This is a genomic window from Corallococcus exercitus, from assembly GCF_003611585.1.
Lineage (GTDB): Bacteria > Myxococcota > Myxococcia > Myxococcales > Myxococcaceae > Corallococcus > Corallococcus exercitus.
In genome coordinates, this window is the sequence record NZ_RAVW01000023.1 from 24,204 (window position 1) to 44,549 (window position 20,346).

Annotated in this window: 18 protein-coding genes; 6 read left to right on the plus strand and 12 right to left on the minus strand. The window is 70.0% G+C overall.

The genetic code is table 11. The annotated features are described in order from the left end of the window. Positions 1-28 precede the first annotated feature (28 nt). Both D7W79_RS05075 and D7W79_RS05080 read right to left on the minus strand, forming a co-directional pair. Positions 29-364 carry a hypothetical protein gene (locus D7W79_RS05075; protein ID WP_120524190.1) on the minus strand — a complete coding sequence of 112 codons (336 nt, stop codon included), beginning with the start codon at positions 362-364 and terminating at the stop codon, positions 29-31. Positions 365-403: 39 nt separating this feature from the next. Further along, the gene (locus D7W79_RS05080; protein ID WP_120524191.1) at positions 404-850 is read right to left on the minus strand and encodes a general stress protein; all 447 of its coding nucleotides are present in this window, start codon (positions 848-850) and stop codon (positions 404-406) included. 365 nt (positions 851-1,215) lie between these two features. On the opposite strand from D7W79_RS05080, the gene D7W79_RS05085 reads away from it, so the two are divergent. Then, complete coding sequence (locus D7W79_RS05085) at positions 1,216-1,908, plus strand: TVP38/TMEM64 family protein (RefSeq protein WP_439099177.1); 693 nt, start codon at positions 1,216-1,218, stop codon at positions 1,906-1,908. On the opposite strand, the gene D7W79_RS05090 is transcribed toward D7W79_RS05085, so the two are convergent. After that, the gene (locus D7W79_RS05090) at positions 1,895-2,797 is read right to left on the minus strand and encodes a LysR family transcriptional regulator (protein WP_120524193.1); all 903 of its coding nucleotides are present in this window, start codon (positions 2,795-2,797) and stop codon (positions 1,895-1,897) included. The two genes, D7W79_RS05085 and D7W79_RS05090, sit on opposite strands and share 14 nt — an antisense overlap. Before the next feature lie 103 nt (positions 2,798-2,900). On the opposite strand from D7W79_RS05090, the gene D7W79_RS05095 reads away from it, so the two are divergent. From D7W79_RS05095 to thiD, 3 genes are all read left to right on the plus strand, one after another. Continuing rightward, on the plus strand, positions 2,901-3,551 hold the full coding sequence (locus tag D7W79_RS05095; protein WP_120524194.1) for an NADPH-dependent F420 reductase: 651 nt from the start codon (positions 2,901-2,903) through the stop codon (positions 3,549-3,551). A gap of 86 nt (positions 3,552-3,637) precedes the next feature. After that, a complete protein-coding gene (locus D7W79_RS05100; protein ID WP_120524195.1) occupies positions 3,638-4,660 on the plus strand; it encodes an alpha/beta fold hydrolase in 1,023 nt (340 codons plus the stop codon). Between the two features lie 44 nt (positions 4,661-4,704). Further along, on the plus strand, positions 4,705-5,514 hold the full coding sequence (gene thiD / locus D7W79_RS05105) for a bifunctional hydroxymethylpyrimidine kinase/phosphomethylpyrimidine kinase (protein ID WP_120524196.1): 810 nt from the start codon (positions 4,705-4,707) through the stop codon (positions 5,512-5,514). 347 nt (positions 5,515-5,861) lie between these two features. On the opposite strand, the gene D7W79_RS05110 is transcribed toward thiD, so the two are convergent. The 5 genes from D7W79_RS05110 to D7W79_RS45645 all read right to left on the minus strand — a co-directional run bounded on the left by D7W79_RS05110 (position 5,862) and on the right by D7W79_RS45645 (position 14,186). Further along, positions 5,862-9,434 (minus strand): DEAD/DEAH box helicase, encoded by a 3,573-nt coding sequence (locus tag D7W79_RS05110; RefSeq protein ID WP_120524197.1) that lies wholly within the window; start codon positions 9,432-9,434, stop codon positions 5,862-5,864. 20 nt (positions 9,435-9,454) lie between these two features. After that, a complete protein-coding gene (locus D7W79_RS05115; RefSeq protein WP_120524198.1) occupies positions 9,455-11,239 on the minus strand; it encodes an N-acetylmuramoyl-L-alanine amidase in 1,785 nt (594 codons plus the stop codon). Between the two features lie 84 nt (positions 11,240-11,323). After that, complete coding sequence (locus tag D7W79_RS05120) at positions 11,324-12,091, minus strand: DUF3592 domain-containing protein (RefSeq protein WP_120524199.1); 768 nt, start codon at positions 12,089-12,091, stop codon at positions 11,324-11,326. A gap of 14 nt (positions 12,092-12,105) precedes the next feature. Next, positions 12,106-12,852 carry an immunity 52 family protein gene (locus D7W79_RS05125; RefSeq protein ID WP_120524200.1) on the minus strand — a complete coding sequence of 249 codons (747 nt, stop codon included), beginning with the start codon at positions 12,850-12,852 and terminating at the stop codon, positions 12,106-12,108. Beyond that, the gene (locus D7W79_RS45645) at positions 12,849-14,186 is read right to left on the minus strand and encodes a Tox-REase-5 domain-containing protein (protein WP_276375044.1); all 1,338 of its coding nucleotides are present in this window, start codon (positions 14,184-14,186) and stop codon (positions 12,849-12,851) included. Before D7W79_RS45645 ends, D7W79_RS05125 begins: the two co-directional genes overlap by 4 nt. 379 nt (positions 14,187-14,565) lie before the next feature. Between D7W79_RS45645 and D7W79_RS05135 the strand changes: the two genes are divergently transcribed. Continuing rightward, on the plus strand, positions 14,566-15,333 hold the full coding sequence (locus D7W79_RS05135) for a hypothetical protein (RefSeq protein WP_120524201.1): 768 nt from the start codon (positions 14,566-14,568) through the stop codon (positions 15,331-15,333). A gap of 13 nt (positions 15,334-15,346) precedes the next feature. Here D7W79_RS05135 and D7W79_RS05140 read toward each other — a convergent pair whose 3' ends face one another. Continuing rightward, positions 15,347-16,264 carry a DUF2381 family protein gene (locus D7W79_RS05140; protein ID WP_120524202.1) on the minus strand — a complete coding sequence of 306 codons (918 nt, stop codon included), beginning with the start codon at positions 16,262-16,264 and terminating at the stop codon, positions 15,347-15,349. A 24-nt stretch (positions 16,265-16,288) separates the two neighbouring features. Next, complete coding sequence (locus tag D7W79_RS05145) at positions 16,289-18,109, minus strand: serine/threonine-protein kinase (RefSeq protein WP_120524203.1); 1,821 nt, start codon at positions 18,107-18,109, stop codon at positions 16,289-16,291. Positions 18,110-18,298: 189 nt separating this feature from the next. On the opposite strand from D7W79_RS05145, the gene D7W79_RS05150 reads away from it, so the two are divergent. Then, positions 18,299-18,658 carry a helix-turn-helix transcriptional regulator gene (locus D7W79_RS05150; RefSeq protein ID WP_120524204.1) on the plus strand — a complete coding sequence of 120 codons (360 nt, stop codon included), beginning with the start codon at positions 18,299-18,301 and terminating at the stop codon, positions 18,656-18,658. 59 nt (positions 18,659-18,717) lie between these two features. On the opposite strand, the gene D7W79_RS05155 is transcribed toward D7W79_RS05150, so the two are convergent. Together D7W79_RS05155 and D7W79_RS43530 are read right to left on the minus strand one after the other, a co-directional pair. After that, entirely contained in the window at positions 18,718-19,617 is a 900-nt protein-coding gene (locus D7W79_RS05155) for a universal stress protein (RefSeq protein ID WP_120524205.1), read from the minus strand. Between the two features lie 127 nt (positions 19,618-19,744). After that, a partial coding sequence (locus D7W79_RS43530) for a hypothetical protein (protein WP_158616891.1) occupies positions 19,745-20,346 on the minus strand: 602 nt, incomplete at its 5' end.

Below are 20,346 nucleotides of genomic sequence, written 5' to 3' on the forward strand. Positions count from 1 at the left end.
GCTTACACCCGTGCGCCCCCGCGCGTCATCAACGCCGGTGCGTGGGCGCCGCCATCACGGGCAGGGCCACCAGGCGGCCCATGGGCGGGTCGTCCGCATCCATCTCCAGCTGTACGCGCTGGAGCATGCGATCCATCTCCTCCTGCGGGAGGGCAGGCAGCACGCTCACGAGCACGACGCGGTCTTCGTCCGCGCCCAGCGCGAGGCTGCGCAGGCCGGCGAACACCGGCACCTCCGCCGACAGGGCCGCGGCGGCGCTGCGCGCCCGGATGACCAGCGGTTCCGGGATGCCGAACTCCCGGAGCCGGCGGATCGCCCGCTCGGTCGTCTCCACCTGCTCGAGGAACGTGATGACCAGGTACACGCGGCCGTCATACCGGAAGACCGCGCATCCTGTCCCCCGTTACTCGTTGCCCCCTGGCTGAGCGGGCTCCTCCGGCGTGGCGGCCGGAGCGGCGGTGCCCTCGGACGCGGGGGCAGCCCCGGCCTGGGCATCCATGGCGGCGCGGGCAGCGCGCTTGCCCTCTTCAATCAGCTTCTTGACCTTCTGCCCGCCCTTGCGGCCAATCTCTTCATAGAAGTTCGGGCCGCGGGTGGCCTTGACGCGGTCGCCACCCTTCTTGCCGATCTCCTCGTAGAACTTGGCGCCGCGCTCGGCCTTCACGGTCTCGCCGCCCTTGCGGCCGATCTCCTCGTAGAAGGAGCGACCGCGCTCGGCCTTCACCGTGGCGCCGCCCTTGCGGCCGATGGTCTCGTAGAACTCGCGACCGCGTTCGTTGCGGACCGTCTCGCCGCCCTTACGCCCCGCCTCTGCCACCGTCATGCTGCCCTTGTTGTCTTTGTCCGACATGTCCGTGTCTCCTCTCGTGACTGCCCAACCCCGTCCGCGCCTTGGTGTCCCTTGCCTGAAACCTTGGGACGGAAGCGCCCCGATGCAAGCAAGCTCCGTACACCGCCAGCCGTTCTCTCCTGACATTGCATGCATAATCCCCAAGGATTTCGCGCGCTTGTCAGGGACGCTAGGCATCCGGACGGGACGGGTGATTGCCCGGCAGGACGCTCTCGATGTTCACAACAATTCAGCTCACGTTGCCGATTCCCTGCTCGGTTCCCACCTTGTGCGCAACGCCTGACACATGGGTTTCGTGGGCGATGGGGGAGGTTTCCTTGGCGAGCAGCAGCGGTCTGAAGACCTGGTTGCGCATCCTCGCGCCCATGGTCGTCTCCATTGGCGGTCTGGTGATGCTCCGGCTGTTGGGGCCGGACTTCATCGATCAGCGCACCATCCGGGAGCTGTTGCTCCCCCTGGGCGACTACGCCCCCCTGGCCTACGTGGCCTTCCTGGCCGTGAGGCCCCTGACGCTCCTTCCGGGGCAGGTCCTCACCGCGGTCGGCGGGATGATGTTCGGGACCCTCGCCGCGACCCTCTATTCACTAACGGGCAGCTTCCTGTCCGCCACCCTGCTCTACTTCGTTGCTCGCAAGCTGGGCACGCGGCCCATGCAGCGGCTGTGCGGCAGCAAGTACCCGGCCATCGCCAAGGCGGCGCGGCGGCACGACTTCCAGTTCACGTTCCTGGCGTGCCTCAACCCGCTGTGCCCCACGGACATCATGCTGATCGCCGGCGCGGCGAGCGGCGCGCGCTTCTGGCCGTCCGTGCTGGGCGTCGTGCTGGGCACCATTCCGGGCACCTTCCTCACCGCGCAGTTCGGCAGTGGCCTCGCGCAGGGCCGCACGGTGATGACCGCCGTGTCCGCGGTAGGCATGGTGGTGTCGCTGGTGCTGGGCGTCATCTTCGGCCGCCGGTTCTACAAGGAGGTCAACGAGGCGCCAGTGGAGGCCCCCGCGCCCGAAGCGGAGCCCGCGCGCGACCTGCCCGGCGCGAAGGAAGCGCTCACGACGCCGTGACGGCGCGCAGCTCCTCCACCAGGTGCTGGAGGAGCGCGCGGACGCGGGGCACGGACTGGCGCCCTGGCAGGCACAGGGCATGGACCGGCGGCCCCTCCGCCGCGTATTCCGCCAGCACCTCCACCAGCGCGCCCTCGCGCAGCCGGGCGTCGCTCATGAAGTCCAGCACCTGGCAGAGCCCGGCTCCCGCGGCGGCCAGGTCCAGCAGCGCCGGGCCGTGATCCACGTCGATGGCCGCGCGTGTGCGCACCACCGCGGGCGTGCCGCCGGGTGACTCGCGGAAGTGCCACTCGCGGGTGAGGCCGCGCGGATCCACGAACTTCAGGCACGCGTGGCGCTCCAGCCGCGACGGGTGATCCGGTGTCCCGTGCCGGGCCAGGTAGGCCGGCGACGCGAGCGTCATCCAGCGCGTGGAGAACAGCCGTCGCGCCACGAGGCTGGAGTCCTCCAGGCCGCCCAGCCGGATGGCCACGTCCACCTGATCCTCCACCAGCTTGCTCAGCCGGTCGCTCATGCGCACGTGCAGTGTGAGCTGCGGGTGCCGGGCCTGGAGCCGCGCCAGCCGGGGCAGCAGCACGGGGCCCAGGATGAACGGCAGGGACACCGTGAGCGGTCCTTTGGGAGCGCGGTGCGCCTGGGCCACCGTCTCGCGCGCGGCGCGCATCTGCGCCACGGCCTCGCGCGCCCGCTCCAGGAAGGCGGTGCCCTCGGACGTGAGGGCCACCTGCCGGCTGGTGCGCTCCAGGAGCCGTGCGCCCAGCTCCTCCTCCAGCTTGCGCACCGCCTTGCTCACCGCCGCCACGGTGACGCCCAGCCGCTCCGCCGCCTTGCGGAAGCTCCGCTCCTCCGCCACGTGGAGGAACGGCAACACGCCCGTGAACAGGTCCATGGGGTGGGATTGTCAACCCAAGGTTGACGATGGTTCAACCCGGACGTGCTCCCGGGCGCTCCGGTTGACGATTAGGGTTCACCCCACACGAAAGGGAGTCCTCATGAAGATCGCGATCCTGGGCACGGGCATGGTGGGTGAGACGCTGGGCAGCAAGCTGGTGGCGCTGGGCCACGAGGTGCGCATGGGCTCGCGCACGCCGGACAACGCGAAGGCCGCCGCGTGGGTGAAGAAGGCCGGGGGCAAGGCGTCGCAGGGCACGTTCCGGGACGCCGCCTGGTTCGCGGAGCTGCTCTTCAACTGCACCCTGGGCAATGCGTCGCTGGAGGTCCTGAAGTCCGCGGGCGAGGACGCCCTGCGCGGCAAGGTGCTGGTGGACGTGTCCAACCCGCTCGACTTCACCAAGGGCATGCCGCCGGTGCTGTCCACGCCCCCGGATGACTCGCTGGGCGAGCAGCTCCAGCGCGCCTTCCCGTCGCTGAAGGTGGTGAAGGCGCTCAACACGATGAACTGCGAGGTGATGGTGGATCCCTCGCGCGTGCCTGGAGACCACGACGTCTTCGTGTCCGGCAACGACGTGGACGCGAAGGCCCGCGTGAAGCAGCTCCTCACGGAGGGCTTCGGCTGGAAGCACGTCATCGACCTGGGGGACATCACCACCGCGCGCGGCACCGAGGCCTTCCTCCCCCTGTGGCTGCGCCTGTGGGGCACCCTTCGCACCGGCGACTTCAACATCCACGTCGTGAAGCGCTGAGAGCCATGACGCGCGGGGACGCAACTTCCCGGGCCGGTTGCGGATAACCTACCCAAACCCACGTCCCCCGGTGGTTGGAGGTTCTCATGAGCACGATCGACCGCACCCGTTCCCTTGCCGTGCCGTCCTCCACCCCGAAGACGGCCGCGGAGCCGCTCGCGAAGAAGCCCGCGCCGCACCAGCCCGCGTTCCAGAAGTCCTCCTTCGAGCAGTCGCCGTCGTCCAAGGCGCAGAAGAACGGGCTGTTGGGCGGCCTCATCGACGCGGCGGTGGGGGGCATCAAGGACATCCCCCGCTTCGTGGAGATGGGCGCGAACGTCTTCAACGCCACCACGGTGAAGGAGATCACCAGCCTCTTCGGCGGCGCGAAGCCGGACCGCGCGCAGGACGGCATGTTCGTGGGCGCGGGCGGCAAGGTGCTGCCCGCGACGACGAAGCTGGGCGACGTGCCGGGCGTCACGCCGAAGAACAACCCGAACCCGGACAAGACGATCCTCTACGTCAACGGCATCATGACGCCGACGGCGGGCCAGCTGGGCGAGATGCAGGCGCTGGCGGACAGCTCCGGCGCGAAGGTGGTGGGCATCCACAACGCGACCGAAGGCCTGGTGAAGGACCTGGCCCAGTGCGTGACGGACAAGCTGGACAAGGGCAAGAACCCCGCGGTGGACACGCTGGCGGACACGCTCTACTCGGAGCTGAAGGCCGGCCGCGACGTGCACCTCGTGGGCTACAGCCAGGGCGGGCTCATCACCGCGCGGGCGCTCAATGACGTGGCCAAGCGGCTGCGTGTGGAGGACGGGCTGTCCCCCGCGCAGGTGGAGGCGAAGATGGGCCACCTGGAGGTGGAGACCTTCGGCGCCGCGTCCACGAAGTACCCGAACGGCCCGCAGTACGTGCACTACGTCAACAACGCGGACCCGGTGCCCACGCTCACGGGCCTGGGCGGCGACGTGGATCCGCTGGCCTTCCTGAAGGACGCGGGCAAGGGCGCGGTGGTGCACCGCTTCACCGACGGCAACCTGAACCCCATCAGCAACCACATGCTGGACACGCTCTACCTGAAGCACCGCGTGGACTTCGACCAGGCCCGGCGGAACCAGTTCTAGTTCCAGGGCCCGTGGCGCCGGGCCGCGGCTAGGATGCCGCGCCCATGAAGCCCTTCCCTGTCGCAACCGCCCTCACCATCGCCGGCTCGGACAGCGGCGGTGGCGCCGGCATCCAGGCCGACCTCCGCACCTTCTCCTTCCACCGCGTCCACGGCACCAGCGCCGTGACGGCCATCACCGCGCAGAACACGCGCGGCGTGACGCGCGTGGACCTGCTGCCCCCTGAGTCCGTCACCGCGCAGGTGGACGCCGTCGTCTCGGACATGCGCGTGGACGCGGTCAAGGTGGGCATGCTCGCCCAGCGCCCGCTCATCGAGGCCGTGGCGGATCAGCTCTCCCGTGTGTCGCTGGGCCCCATCGTGGTGGACCCCGTGATGGTGTCCCGCGCGGGCTCGCGGCTCATCGACGACGCGGCGGTGGATGCGCTGCGCACGCGCATGCTGCCCCTGGCCGCGATCCTCACGCCCAACCGCCACGAGGCGAAGCTGCTCGCGGGCATGGACATCGAGACGCTGGAGGACATGCGCGAGGCGGCCCGGCGCATCCATGCCCTGGGCTCGCGCGTGGTGCTCGTGAAGGGCGGCGGCATGCCGGGCGCGCTGCGCGGCACGGACGTGTGGTTCGACGGCACGCGGATGGAGACGCTGTCCGTCGCGCCCGTGGACACGCCGAACACGCACGGCACCGGCTGCACGCTGTCCGCCGCGATCGCCGCGCGGCTCGCGCTGGGGGCTCCACCGCTGGAGGCCGTGCGGCTGGCGAAGGAGTACGTCACCTCCGCCCTGCGCTACCCGCTCGCCGTGGGCCACGGGAACGGCCCGATCGGGCACTTCTTCCCGCTGATGCATGACTGAGACATGGACATGAATGCAATTGATTGCATCAAATTGCAGACATATCCGCCAATGAAACATGTATTTAAATTGATACATGTTTCATTCGGGTGGGTGTTGACCCACTGAACTCATGAGCATGTGGGCATGGCGACTCTGATCGGTGGGTGATCGTAGGCGTTGGCGCTGGATGTCCGACGACAAACGGCGCCTCTTCCCCACCTGATCAGAATTTCATGTAGGCGCGGCCGATCAGAACCCCAGGACTGCTCGACTGTTCAGTCTGGGTCATGAATGAAATGGCTAAAAGTCTGTTCAGTGCCTGTTCAGGCGCACGAAAGCCCGGCCAAAAACCACGGAAAGACCGTTCAGTGCTTCGGAGCGTCGGAATCCAGTCCGTCGACGTCCGGCAGCCGCTGCGCGAGCAGCCCCAGCAGCTCCTGGGTGGACAGGCGGGCGGCGGCGTCCTTGCCTTCCAGCACGCCGGCCACCAGGGCCCGCTTCTGCTCATGGAGCGAGAGCATCTGCTCCTCGATCGTCCCCCGCGCCACCAGCCGGTAGACCGTGACCGGGCGCTGCTGGCCGATGCGGTGCGCGCGATCGGAGGCCTGATCCTCCACGGCCGGGTTCCACCAGGGATCCAGGTGGATGACGCTGGTGGCGGCCGTCAGGTTGAGCCCGAAGCCGCCCGCCTTGAGGGAGATGAGGAACAGGGGCGCGTCGCCCTCCTGGAAGGCGCGCACGCGGTCGGCGCGTGAAGCGGCGGGCGTCTGCCCATCCAGGTACTCGTACGCGATGCCCTGCGCGTCCAGCACCTCGCGCACCAGCGCCAGGTGGGACGTGAACTGGCTGAACACCAGTGCACGGTGGCCCTCCTCGCGCAGCTCCTGGATGAGCTCCAGGAAGCGCTCCAGCTTGGAGGACTCCAGCTTGGACGCCTCGTCGTACAGCCGGGGGTGCGACGCGAGCAGCCGCAGCCGCGTCAGCGCCGCCAGCACCTCGATGCGGCGCTCCTGGTCCTTCATCTTCGACTTGCGCGTCTCCAGGTCGGACAGGGCCGCCAGGCGCGCATCCTCGTAGAGCGTCCACTCCGGCGGCGACAGCACGACGGGCACGTGCACGTCCGTGCGCGGCGGCAGCTGCGCCTCCACCTGGGACTTGGTGCGGCGCAAGAGGAAGGGCTGGAGCACCCGGGCCAGCGCGGGCGCGGCCGTGGGGTCCACCTGCTTCTCGATCGGCGCGGCGAAGCGGTTGCGGAACGCCTCCAGGCTGCCCAGGAGCCCCGGGAAGACGACGGCGAACAGGGCCCACAGCTCGCCCAGGTGGTTCTCCAGCGGCGTGCCGGACAGCGCGAACTTGAAGTCGCCCTGGAGCGCCCTCGCCGCGCGGAAGCGCTGCGTGGCCGCGTTCTTCAGCTGCTGGGCCTCGTCGAAGACGATGGTGGAGAAGCGCAGCGCGGCCAGCCGCTCGATGTCGCGCACGAGCAGGCCGTAGCTGAGCACCAGCACGTCGCGCGGCCCCAGCCGCTCCAGCGTGCCACCCCGGTCCTCCGCGTCGGAGAAGATGGTCACCTTGAGCGACGGCGCGAAGCGCTTCGCCTCATCCCGCCAGTTGAAGGCCACCGACGTGGGCGCCAGCACCAGCGCGGGCCCCTGCTTCGCGCGCTCCAGCAGCACGGCCAGGGCCTGCACCGTCTTGCCCAGGCCCATGTCGTCCGCCAGCACCCCACCCGCGTTCCACGACGCCAGCCGCGTAAGCCAGCGGAAGCCCTCCAGCTGGTAGTCGCGCAGCTCGGTCTTGAGCGTCGCGGGCACCCGGGGCTTCAGCTCCTTCGCCGCGAAGATGCGCTCGACCAGCGTCTTCCAGGACGCGTCCGCGTCGATGATGGCGCCCGCGGTGCCCAGCCCCGCCAGGGCCTCCGCCGCGGACGGGCCCACCTCCAGCCCGTGGCGCGACAGGTACGCATGATCCGCCAGCTTCTCCAGCTGCTCGCGCAGCGCTGCTTCGATCTCCACCCAGGTGCGCGCGTCCACCTGGACGAAGCGCTCCTTGCGGCGGGCCGCGTCCAGCAGGCGCGCCAGCTCCACCCGCTCGCCCTCCACGGACAGGCTGCCCAGCACGCCGAACCACTCGCGCTTGCGCTCCAGGACGACCTTCAGGTCCCCCGCGCCCCGCTTCGGCACGAGCCGCATGGAGGTGCCCACCCACTCCAGCTCCGGCCGGGGCTCCATCTCCGCGCACGCGGCCAGCACCGCCAGCCCGCCCTGCGCGCTGTGGAAGAGGAAGCAGAATGGCAGCTCCTGCGGCTCCGCCGTCTGCAAGGGCAGCCGGGCCTGGAGCGCCGTGGCCGCCGTCAGCTCACGCCCGAAGTCGCGCACCGCGTGGAAGGAGCGCGTCTCACGCCGCACGTACACGTCGCGAGGACCCTCGCCCGGCAGGAACGAGGCGCTGTCCGGCATCGCGCGCAGCCGCAGCTCCAGGCGCACCGCGCCCCCGGGCTGTCCCTCCAGCCGGAGCACCGGGAGCTGCTGCGGCGCGATGGACTCGCCCATCACGCTGCGGGGCATGGCCACCGGCAGACGCACGGAGAACTTCGACAGCTGCTCCAGGAGCGCCCCGTGGCTCTCCGGTGGAAACGCGTTGCCGTGCTTCTGGAGCACCGTGGCCAGCGCGCGCACCTCCGGGCTCACGTCCAGCACCGTGAGCACGTGCGCGCCTTCGTCCCAGAGGAACACCGCGTCCTCGGGCTTCGACTTGCGCACGCGCTCCAGGAGCGGCGCGGGCAGCACGGTGCCGTCCACGCCCGCGTTCACCAGCACGGTGCCGCCCCGGTCCTCGGCGACCAGGCCCACCTTCTCGCGCTCGATGCGCACGGGGATGTCCTGCGTGCCCTCCAATGACAGACGCGGATGATCAATCAGCTCGAACAGCAGCGCGCGCGACGCAGGGGCGGCGCTGTCGGTGAGCAGCGCGGCGATGCGCGAGTCCGCGGGACTGAGCTGCGAGCCGTACTCCTGGAGCAGCTTGCGCCGGCCGACCTTCGCGCCCGTGGTGCGCTGGCCCTTCTTCGTGCGCCGGTGCACGTACGGCGCGACCTCCACGCCGTACCCTTCGATGACGTCCAGGCGCCAGGAGATCTCCACGCCCCCGCCGCCGCCCGGGCTCTCCTCCACCGCCCGCTCCAGCGCGCGCAGCGTCCGCGCCCACGCGGGCCGCACCAGCTCCTCCAGCGTCTCGCCGAAGCCTTCCGTCCAGCGCTGCCGCAGCCACAGCAGCGTGGTGTCCACCGCCGCCAGCTGGTGCACGCAGAACGTCGCGCCGCAGGAACAGTCCACCGTCACGCCCGACGGGCTGAACGTCAGCCGCGCGTCCGGCAGGATGAAGCCCGAGCCCGGCGGGGACACCGGCGCCTCGGAGATGCGCGTCTCCTTGAGGCGGAAGCCCGGCAGGTCCGGCTCCTCCACCAGCGCCTCCAGCGACAGCGCCCGCTCCGGCCTCGGCGCGATGCCCGGAGGCACGCGGGCACGCCACGCGAGCAGCATCCCGTGAACGACATGCGTGCGCTTGTCGGACGGGGGCGCGAGCCGCTCCGCGACGGAGGCCCGCGCCTCGATGGCGCCCTGCCGCTCGTCCTCCACGTAGCGCCAGGCGAGCTTCGGCAGCAGGTCCCGCATGCGCGGCGTGGGCAGCACCTCCGCCGTCCAGCGGTCGAGCGTGTCCTGGGCCAGCACCTCCACCAGCCGGCGGCGGGAAATCACGGCGCGCACCTGCGGCAGGTACGCGGCCTCCACGCGCGGGGTGAGCAGCGCCAGGCTCAGGCGGCCCAGGTGCTCCAGCCCTTCGGCCCTCAGCCACGCGCGCAGGTCCGCCTCCGTCTGGAACGGGGGCACGTGGGGGTCCTGCGCGGGCTTGGGACTGGACGGGGGGGACTTCTCGGCCATGGGGACTGACGACGAAAGCGTCAGTCTACCTTGGCCATGCGGCGGCGATCACCGAGGAACTCTTCCACTCCCAGCACGATGTTCTTCGCCACCTCGTCCTGGTAGCGCTCGGACGCCAGGCGCTTCTCGTCCTCCGCGTGCGACAGGAAGGACGTCTCCACCAGGATGGCGGGCATCTTCGCGCCCAGGAGCACGTAGAACAGCGCCTCCTTGTGGCCCAGGTCCTTGATGCCGTCGTACTGGGTGGACAGGCCCGTCACCAGGTTGTGCTGCACGGCGTTCGCCAGCCGCGACGACTCCTCCGTGTTCGCCTTGGTGGCCAGGTCCGCCAGGATGAACTGCAGGTCGCTGATGCCCTTCTCGGAGGACGCGTTCTCACGCGCGGCCAGGCGGATGGAGTAGCGGTCCGCGGAGGTGTTGAGCGTGTACGTCTCGATGCCGCGCAGCTTGTGCGTCGCCGCCGAGTTGCAGTGCACCGAGATGAACAGGTCGCCGTGCGCCTCGTTGGCCAGCTTCGCGCGGTCCTCCAGGCGGATGAACGTGTCGTCGTCGCGGGTGAGCACCACCTCCAGGCCCTTCTCCCGCAGGCCGTCCGCGACCTTCTTGGAGATGGCCAGCGCCACCTCCTTCTCCTTCGTCCCCGCCTTGCCCACCGCGCCGGAGTCGTGGCCGCCGTGGCCCGGGTCGATGACCACGCGCCGCACCTTCAGCCCCAGCTGCTCCGCCAGCGTCAGCTCCGCGTGGCGCGACTGCTTCGCCACCGCCTTGAGCCGAGCCTGCGCCACCTGCGCGTCCACCGGCGCCGTCACCGGGCGCGGAGCCTCCTGCACGGGCGACACCGGCGGCACCGGGCGCGACGACTTCGACGCCACGACCTCGGGCTGCGCCGGCTTCGCGGCCGGGGCCGTCTCCACCAGCGCGGGCGCCTTCGACGCCACGGCCGGGACCTCCACGCGGGCCTCCGGCTTCGCGGGCTGCGACGTCCCGTGCGAGGAGGCCACCGCCTCCGGAGCCTTCGCCGTGTCCTTCACGGCGTCCTTCGCATCCACGGCCCGGTCGGCCACGGTGGGCGCGTCCACGATGTTCGCCGCCGCGTCCTTCGCGCTGTCCGTGCCGGAGGCAGGAGCGCTCGGCTCCAGGCGGGGCAGCGCCGGGGACGGCTCGCGCGCGAGCTTGCTGATGGCATCCACCAGCGGCGAGTTGGGGGTCGCGGCGGCGACGGCGGTGTCCGGCGTGGACTTCACCACCGGGGGCAGCGGCTTCACGGTGGGCTTCGCGGGCGGCGTCCGGTTGGACGGGGGCAGCGAGGCCAGCAGCGCCTTGAGCTCCTTGCCCTGGTCGCCCTTGGGGTTGGTGGCCAGCGACTCGTTGAGGATCTTCCGGGCCGCCTCCGGCTTGTCCAGGCGGTTGACGTGGATGCGCGCCAGCGCCAGCGCCGCGTCGTCCGCGAGCCGGTGCTTCGGGTGCGCCTCCACCAGCTTCGAGTAGTCCGCGATGGCCGCCTGCAGGTCCTCCTCCACGAAGGAGATGCGGCTCAGCTCCTGGAGCAGGTCGCCCGCGGTGAAGAGGGCGTCGGGGGCGCGGTCGCTCTTGGGGAAGCGCGTGGCCACGGCCTCGAAGCGGTGCACCACGTTGAGCCAGTGGTGGCGCAGCTTGCGGCGGGACGCGTCGTCCTTCAGCGCGTAGTAGGAGCGGCGGGCCTGCTGGTACGCCTCCTCGGCTTCGTTGCGCTTGCTGGCCCCGACGGCGCTCGGGGCCGTGAGGAGCAGCATGGGCAGCACGAAGTGGGAGAAGCGTACGCGCATGGAAGCCTCCGGACGTTGCAGCTACAGGCGTGTGTCACACGGCCTCCGGGGGCCAGCAACTTTTCAACCCCACCTGTCCGTCCGTCAGCGCACCCAGCCCAGCGTCCGCGCCAGCTCCTCGTCGATAACGCGGCACCAGCCCGGCTCGCCGGGCACCACGGCCGCCAGCACCTTGCCGCCGTTGCGCACCGGGGCCCGCTGGGGGCGGCAGCGCGCCCGCACGGCATGTTTCACGTCCTGGCGGAAGAAGTGCGCGGGGAACACCGCCTCGCCCTTCCCTTCCGGGAGGTAGCCGTCGTCCGGGGTGAGCCACACCAGCGCGCCCAGGCGCAGGGGCACCACCTCCCGGCGCCACAGCCGCCGCACCTCCCACGCGAAGCCGGCCAGCGCCACCAGCGAGCCCAGGCCCAGGCCCCAGGGCAAGAGGCCCACCCGGGCCGCCCGCGCCCGAGCGTGGGTCGCCTCGCGAGGACGTCCCGGCTGGGAGGGATCCACCAGCAGCTGCACCCGGGCGCCGTGGCCCAGGCCCGCCGCGTGCTCCGCGTCCGTGCGCACCCCGGAGACGGAGTGCTCTTCGCCCGCGAACGTGTAGAGGACGTCCAGCGTGCCCTCCGCGTCCTCGCGCTGGTTCAGGGGCGGTGCGTGGCTTGCGCCCACCAGCGCGTCCACCAGCTCCGCGCGGGCCGTGAAGCGCTGCTCCTCCACGAAGTAGCGCCCCAGGTAGCCGGCGCCCAGGCCCAGCACGGCAATCACCGTCAGGCCCAGCACCACCCCGCGCACCAGTCGCGTCACCGCCCCAGGCACCTGGGCGAGTCGGACACGGCGGGGGGCATGGGGGATGGCGAGTTGCATGGCGGGCGCGAAGCCTACTTTTGGGGCTGGAGTGGCCTCAAGAGACCCGCCCGGTCCAGGAGTTCCCGCACCCGCTCCGCGAGTGCCACATGCTCCGGGTTGCTGACCGTGAAGCGCTCCGGGGTCAGGATGATGAGCGTGCCCTTGTCCTCCACATTCTCGACGCGCACGGGGGCAGGCAGTAGGGGCACCCTTCCCCGGTGCCTTGCGAGGTACGTCACCCATCCGACGTAAGGGGCCCCCTTGGCACGGTGTGGTTTCATCAGGTCGCGATGTTGTTCCGAGATCGCCACGCCCCAATCAGGCTCCCAGGCGGCGGCCGTTTCACGCACCAGCCTGGTCAGGACAGGCGCGGTCAACACCCGCTCGCTGCTCGGTCCTCGACTCGGCAGGGTGAATACGCAGTGGTTGTTCACCCACTCAGAGTAGCCGCCGCATGCGATGAGGAAACCACTGACCTCGTATTCGTCGGCCGCTCCATTCCATCCCCCGAGACTGAATCCGAGGTCTGCGAAAGTCCGGTCCCGCCCCTGGCGGACGAACGATTCCAGCTCCGCGGAGGCGGGACCAATGGATCGCTTCAGGGCATCCTTGCGCGACTTGCCTTGCTGGAACCAACGGGCGAAAGACGGATCCACCGTCGCAAGAGCCGTAATGAGGACGGCCAGTCGTCTCGCGCAATCCTCGGACGACTCTTGCCTCGGCCCCCAGTAGACGCCTGCGGAGTAGCTGTCTGTCACGGCCCGCTGTTCCTTGTTCATGAGAGAGGACGAGCGAAGACGACCTCAATGCCGTCCAGGTCGTTGGCATCGAACAGCTTCCGGATGGCTTCCGCCGTCTTCTCTTCCGCAATGTACCACCGGATCGGCGTTCCTCTTGCTGCACGGAGCTGCCTTCGCGCCTGGTCGACGAGGGCCTTTGCTCCCGACTTCTCGAACCAGACCTTGGGCGAAAGGTTATCGAGGAACTTGTTCGCATAACCGGGGCCCTTCGCCTCCAGGAGCACGCCGTCCTTGAAGCCATCGAACTTCACGCCTCCGCTGTTCTGGCCCACGCCGCCAATCCAGTAGGCGTCATCAGCCGGGTGCCCGGTGATCTGCTCCTGGTAACGTTGGGCACGCTCAGACATCGACTCATTGGCGGGGCCCCACTGCCCCGGCCCCTTGGAAGGCGTTGCTCCCATCGAGGACGTATTCGCCCGCTGAAGGATGATGGCTGCCCCAGACCCGCCACTCCACACCGCCACCGCGCGTCCCACCGGCACCGCGATGCGCTCCAGTGCCAGCGCCCCCTCCGCTGACAGGGCGAGTACCGGTACCGTGACCTCGGCCCCCGCGGACAGGCCGGTCACCGTGCGTGTCGTCGCCGAGGCCGCTCCCCAAGTGGCGATGACGTTCGTCGTCAGCCGCGCCACTTCGCGAATCTGCTCTCCCTTTGTCATGTACCGGAAGCGTTCCCAGTAGGCGGGCGACGACGCGATGAGGGCTGCCAGACCGGATGGCAGGTTGCTCAATCCCGCGAGGCTGTCCATGGGGCGGGAGAGCGCCTTCCCCAATCCGTGGTACAGATCCACGAAGGCGTCCTCGGCGCCATCCAGTGAGCGGTTGATGACGTCCGCGTCGTCGTACACCTCCGCCAGGGGCCGCCAGTCCAAAGTCTCAAGTCGCGCGTCCACGACGCGGAAGACACCGCCTTTGCCGCTGTAGAAGCGGCCCAGCTCGAAGCCGTTCGCGCGGAAGGCACCATCCCGCCACTCGACGGGCGCCACCTTCTGCTGGGTACGTCCAGTAAGGGCCCATGCGAGGTAGCCATCCGGTCGCAGCACCGCCAACTGCTCCCGGGCAATCCTCGTCATCCTCCGAGCCAACTCCTCGCGAGAAACCTCACCTTGCTCCAGCACCTCCCGCAGGAGGAAGCCTGCTGTCATGCGCGGCGGAAAGGTGCCAAGCGTCACGGGCTTCTCCATCAACCGGTCCAGCACCTCTACAGCGTCGTCAGGCGTGAAGGGATTGCGGCGCAGTGGAAGCTCGTCCACATCCTCCAGCCCGGCTCGGACCAGCAGTTTTTCGAAAGCCTCCAGGTCCAGCAGGTCCATCTCCCGGGCCTGCCGTGAAACCTTTCCGTGATCATCGGAGGCTTGCGCATCATGGGCCGTACGCTGCCGGAGGACTCGCGAGCCTCCTCTGGCGGAGGCTGATTCCACTCCGGCACAGCCGGCCAGCATCAAGACACAGCCGAGAACCACGATACTGACTGACCGCATCGTCCACTCCACGGCGCCCTTCGGAGGTCAGGCGCCACGACTGCTTCCACTCCAGCCTGCATTGAAGCGCTGGGAAGAGGGAACCTGGGCGCTCGATCCGGAATCGCTCGCATCGAATGGAGGCCACGGTGTGCTGGGGCTCGTCATGAGCGGCGCTCGTCAGCCGCGCGGCGTAGGATTCCTCCGTTGGGTCGAACCCACAGGGGGAATCATGAAGGCACGCGGCTTCGTGGTGATGACGGTCGTACTGGCGTGGGCGGGCGTGGCGGGCGCGGAGCCCCGGCCGGCCCAGCTCATCATCTGGGGTGGCGGCAAGGACACCGCCGAAGCCGAGGCGTCCCTGGGCCGGTGGCAGCAGCGCGCGAAGATGGACGAATGGGACGGGACGCTGAAGGTGGCCGAGGGCTACCCGCGCATCGTCCAGAGCCACACCGTGCCGGGGCTCAAGCCGGGTTTCGTGGTGGTGGTGCTCGGAGCCTGTGAGCCGGCCGCGGGGCCGAAGGTGCTGGAGACGCTCAAGGCCTTCGAGCCGGCCGCGTACGCGCGCGACGTGACGTGGGCGGAGCCCCTGGCGTGCCCCCAGCTCGGCCCCGAGTGGCGTGTCCTCCAGTCGAAGTCGTGGAAGAAGAAGGACGGCACCCTGACGGCCGTCCTCCTGCAGACCCCGGAGACGAAGGAGCCGCACGCGCCGACCCGCCAGGCCTTGCGCGTGATGCTGCGAGCCCCCGACGGGCAGGTGCTCGGCCTGGACGAGCGCAACGGCGAGCCCGCCGTGGATGAATTCGCGATGAAGCCGGGGTTCATCCCCACCCTGGACGGAGCGGGGCCGACGGTGACCTACCTCACCCACGAGGCCGGCTGCACGGGGGGCCCGAACGTCTTCGAGACGCGGGTGAAGTACGGCATCGACGGCGACACGCTGTCGACCCCGGAACGCACGCGGCTCCTCGTGGACAACACCCATAACTGCGACCGGTGAGGGCCGCGAGGGCTCAAGGGAACGTCACGTTGCCGAGCGTGATGCTCCGCAGCCCGTCTGCCTCCCAGAGCTTGAGCGTGAAGGGCCCTTGGACAGCAGCCGCCGGAGCCTCGGCCTCGACAATCACGCGCGCGCCTGGACCGCCTGGCGGTATTGGCGTTGATTGCCACACACGCAGGACCTTCAACTCCTCGCCCGGCCTGCCTTTGAGCGTCGCACCCTCCGCCGTCCACGGTCGTGTTCCCGTCTTCACATCAATCCAGACATCCACGGCCACCAGCTTGCTGGAGTGATAGCTGGTGATGATGGATGCTCCGAGCCCGTTGGCCGCCGTTTTCGCGACAGCCTTGGTCAGGATTTGCCCCGCCACACCGCTCGGATCCAATCCGCCATTGAAAAGGATGCCCGTCAATCCACCAGGTGCCTTGTGCTCGGATATCAGGCGCGCCAGTTCCTCCTGGCAACGGAAGGTCTCCGCGCGCGCATCCCGGGCTTCTTGCTGATACGTCTCGATCGTCCGCTGTGCCCGGTAGACTTCGATGGTGGCCTCCGCCTTCGCCGGATGCACCTTCAGCAAGAACACCGCGTTCGATGGCGCCGAGCCGTCCCGGAAGCGCACCATCAGCTTGAATCGTTCGCCCGGAGTGGCGCTCACTGAAGGCACAAGCCTGAGGGTGGCCTGCCCCACATCCACCAGGGAAAAGCGGTGGCGGTTCTCCAGTTCAACGCTCTCGCGCTGCAGCTCTGAGTCGAAGAGGAGCATCGTCGAAAGGCCCGGGCTGACCACCACTTCACTGGCGCTCCCAGCTTCCTCCGGGCTCAATTCGATGCGCCTTGCCCCTGGCACTGAAGACGACATCTCCGGCTGTGCAGTCGCCGAACTCCCAGCGAGAAGCAGTCCCAGCAGAACGACAAGCGATGAAGAAGGCACTCGACAGTCTTTCCGTAGGAGTCGCTACTCGAACTCAGTAACCGCCTTCACATAGGCAGTCGTCCAGATACGCGCTCGGTCGGGAGAGTCATCGCCTGCTTCTCGCGCCATCCCTCGCGGCCCCTCTTCGGCATGGACATCAAAACATACAGGGAAGCTGTCTCCCTCTGCCGTTGTCGCCCAGGTAAGGCGAGCAAAGACACGGTCACGCACGATGCTCCGCCCTGACAAAACGGAGCCGCCCGGCAGGCCTTTCCAGCTACCCAAGAGGTGGACTTCCACAGGGCCCTCTCCAATGGAAATGATCCGAGCGTCTCCCTTCGCGAAGAGCGCCGGCTGCTTGTCTCCGATGTCCACCCCCCGCTTCTCCATGGCCTTCACCGCCCCCACCGGACACGGCTCTGGCGGCGGAGCCGGGCGCACCTGCGGACCCGGGCACGCGAGCGCGGTGCAGGCCGCCGCCGTGCTCACCGCACGGGCCATGGTGCTCATGCCCGTCTTCGCGGGCTTCGAGGGGAGCTGAAGGGGCTGCGTGTCTTTCGGCGGCGTCGTCACGGTGGCTGAGTCCTCCTGGAGCGTCGCGGGGAGCGCGACGGCCGCGGCAGTGGCCTCCGGCCCGGTGGGAGCTGCGGCGCGGTCAGCTTGAGGGGACTCCCCAGAGGCCGCTACTTCCTGACGGGCGGGATCCACTCCAGCGACTCGCGACGTCCAAAGCAGCAGCGTGGCCCCCGCCGCGATCAGCATCAGGGCCAGCGCCACCATCGCCCAAGCTCGCGACCGTCGACGCGGCTTCGGCACCGACTTCACGGTGGTCCCGGGTGCCGTCACCTCCGCATCGGCAGCGGGTGGTGGCGCCCGCTTGCCCCGGCGAGGCCGGTACAGCGGCGCACGCATCCACCGGTCCAGGCTGTCCCGGCCCCCTACTGTCGTCGCGGTGTCCTCGCCGAAGGCATCGCAGAGCGGCACGTCCCACGCCGTGTCCGCGCCCGCGAGCACCTGCTCCAGCTCCGTCACGGCGGCCAGGGCGCTCAACGTGCGCGTCTCCGGCGTCTTCTCCAGGAGGCGCATGCACACGTCGCTCAGCGCCAGGGGCACCCGTGCATTCTCCGTGTGGGGCGGCGTTGGTTCGCGGGTCATGACGTCCTCGATGAAGCTGGCGTCGTCGGTCCCATCGAAGGGCTTCCGCGCCGTCAGCAGCGCGTAGAGGACCAGGCCCAGCGCCCACAAATCGTCCGAAGGACCCGCGCTGTACCGCGCTCCGGGCGAGCGCGCATGCTGCCGGAAGTACCGCCACGCCTCCGGAGCGCGGTACTCCGGCGTCCCCGGCGGCAGGATGTCCACCGTCAGCCCACGAGCGCCCTCGTAGTCGCCAATGCCGAAGTCCACCAGCTTCGCCATGCCGTCCGAGGCGCGCACCATGACGTTGGCCTCCTTCACGTCCCGGTGCAGCACCCCCGCCGCGTGCGAAGCCGCCAGCGCCCGCGCCACGTCCAGCGCCACGCGAGCCACCTGCCGCGCCGTGGGGTTCTCCTCGTCCGCCCAGACGTCCAGCCGGCGCCCGTCCACGTACTCCATGACGATGACGGCGAATCGCGGCGCTCCGGGTGGCCACAGGCCATAGCCCTGGAGGCCCACGACGTTGGGGTGGCGAAGCTTCAAGAGGATGGAGACTTCGCGCTCCACCCGCTCTCCCACGCGCGGCAGGTGCAGCAACTTCAAGGCGAAGCGCTGCCCCGCGTTGCGCGCGAGGTACACCGTGCCGAAGCCCCCCTGCCCCAGCTGGCGCTCGACCGTGTAGCCCAGCACCTCGGCCCCAGGCGACAGGATGGCGGGCGGCGGCCTCATGGCGTCCTCCCTCGGGGACTTCGGGCCACTCGCATGCGACGTCCTCCCAGCGGGCGCGCACGCTACCAGAAGCACGGGAAGCCCGGGAAACCATCCCCGTGAATCCACCGCGCGAGACGTGCTCGCTCCTCCCTCTGGGGCTTGCCTCAATGGATTCACTGTTCTGGCCCTCCAAAGTACATAGGGTCCATGAACGAAGAACTGGCCATCACCATTGGCAGCGCGGCCCGCGCCGCCCGCGAGGAGCAGGGCCTGACCCAGGCCGAGGTGGGCCCTCGCGTCGGCCTCCTCTCCACCGTCTACAGCCGCCTGGAGCGCGGGAAGATGCTGCCCAGCGTCCCGACGCTCTACCGTCTCTGCACGGAGCTGAGGGTGTCCCCGGAGGACATGCTGGGCCTCACCGCCCTGGTGCGAGGCCGCAAGGGCCAGCGCCCACGCGCACGTGAGGACGAGGCCCCCGCGTTGCGTCGCCTGCTCTACCTCGCGCGCAAGCTGGACGCGGAGAAGCTCGAAGCACTCCTCCACGTCGCCACGGCCCTGACCCGCTGACGGCCACGGCGCAACGGACCCTGGCCAGCCTCCGTTCAGGCGTGGCCGCGGACGCGCGCCTACGCGGGAGGCCGGACCACGAGGACGTCGCAGCCGACCTCGCGAACCACGTCCGTCGCCACGCTCCCGAGCAGGATGCGCGACACGCCGGAGCGCGCCTGGGTGCCGAGCGCGAGCAGGTCCGCCCGGTGCTGGCGCGCCTCCTTCAGGATGATGGAGTACGGGCTGCCGTGCTCGACGGCCTGACGATAGCGCAGCCCCAGGGCGTCCAGGTGCCGGTGGAGCGGGCGCAGCTCGCGCAGCGCGGAGTCCTTGAACCGTGCCCGGTACCGCGTGCGTTCCTCGCGCGTCAGTCCGGGGAAGACCATGTATTCCAACGGCGACTCGTACGCGTGGATGAGCCGCAGCGAGGTGCGCGGCTCCAGCAGGGCGGGCAGGAAACCCGCGGCGTGCCGCGCCGTCTCCTCGGCGTCCACGGCCACCAGGGGACGGCGGTACGCGTCCTCCACGAGCCCGTGGACCACGAGCACCGGGGACGGGCCGTACCGGATGACGTGCTCGGCGGTGGAGCCCAGGAACAGGTCCCGGACGGGCCGGCGGCCATGCCGGCCCAGGACGACCAGGTCCGTGCCCGCCGACTCTGCCTGGCGCACGAGGGTGGGGGCCGGCTTTCCGAACACGAGCCGCGCCTCGACGGACGCGCTGGAGCCCGCGGCGTGAAGCGAGGCGTGGAGCTCATGCGCGATGACCGCCAGCGTCCTGCCGGCCCGCTCCCGGGCCTGCTCCACGAACTCCCTGGGCGCCCGTCCCGGCAGCGCGTGCACCAGGGTGACTGCCGCCCCCGGGGCAAGTGGCAGGCGCGCCGTCCGCTCCACGGCGCGCGCTCCGGCGGGTGAAAAGTCGGTGGCGACGAGCACCTTCCGGAGGAGCGGCGGCAGCGGCTTTCGCGTGGCGGTCATCCCGTAGGATAGGCAACCGCTGCCCGAGCCGCGCCAGGCAGCGACCCCACGCGCATCCGGGGGCCCTACCCTCCGCTCGTCAGCCCCCTGTCGCGGACGGCCGCGGGGGCGGCGGCGAGCGCCCGCGTCAGCGCTTCATCCCCTCCAGGAAGCTGGCCGCGTTGCGGGGCCCGATGCCCTCGAAGTTGCCCAGGCGGTTGCCCATCTCGCGCAGGTAGCGGATCCACTGGTCCTGCTTCGACGTGCCCGGCGGCATGTAGACGGTCGGGGCCATGCTGGCGAAGTCCCGCACCGTGGACGCGAAGGTGTTCAGCGCCTGCGCGCTGCCCTTGCCGTGGTTCAGGGCGGTGTCGGAGAGCGAGTGGAGCATCCGGTAGCGCTGATCCGGGGTGAGCCCGAAGTCGTTGGCCACCTTGTCCAATTGGGGCAGCGCCGTCGCGGCGTTGGGGAAGAACTCCGGGAACGTCTTGCCCAGGCCCAGCACCTGGTCGCGCGTCCACCCGGTGGACTTCACCAGCGACTCCACCTGCTCCGGCGACGAGTACTTCTCCAGGTTGAGGACCTGCTCCGCGTCCGCCCCGGCCCGGCTCAGCAGCGTGCGCTGTTCCGCGCGCAGCTGCGACGCGGCCTCGTATTCCCTCCGGGCCATCAGGCCCATGCTGACCAGTTCGCCGACGACGTAGACCGCGGCCCCCGCCGCCGCCAGCGGGGCCCCCACGCCCGTGGAGC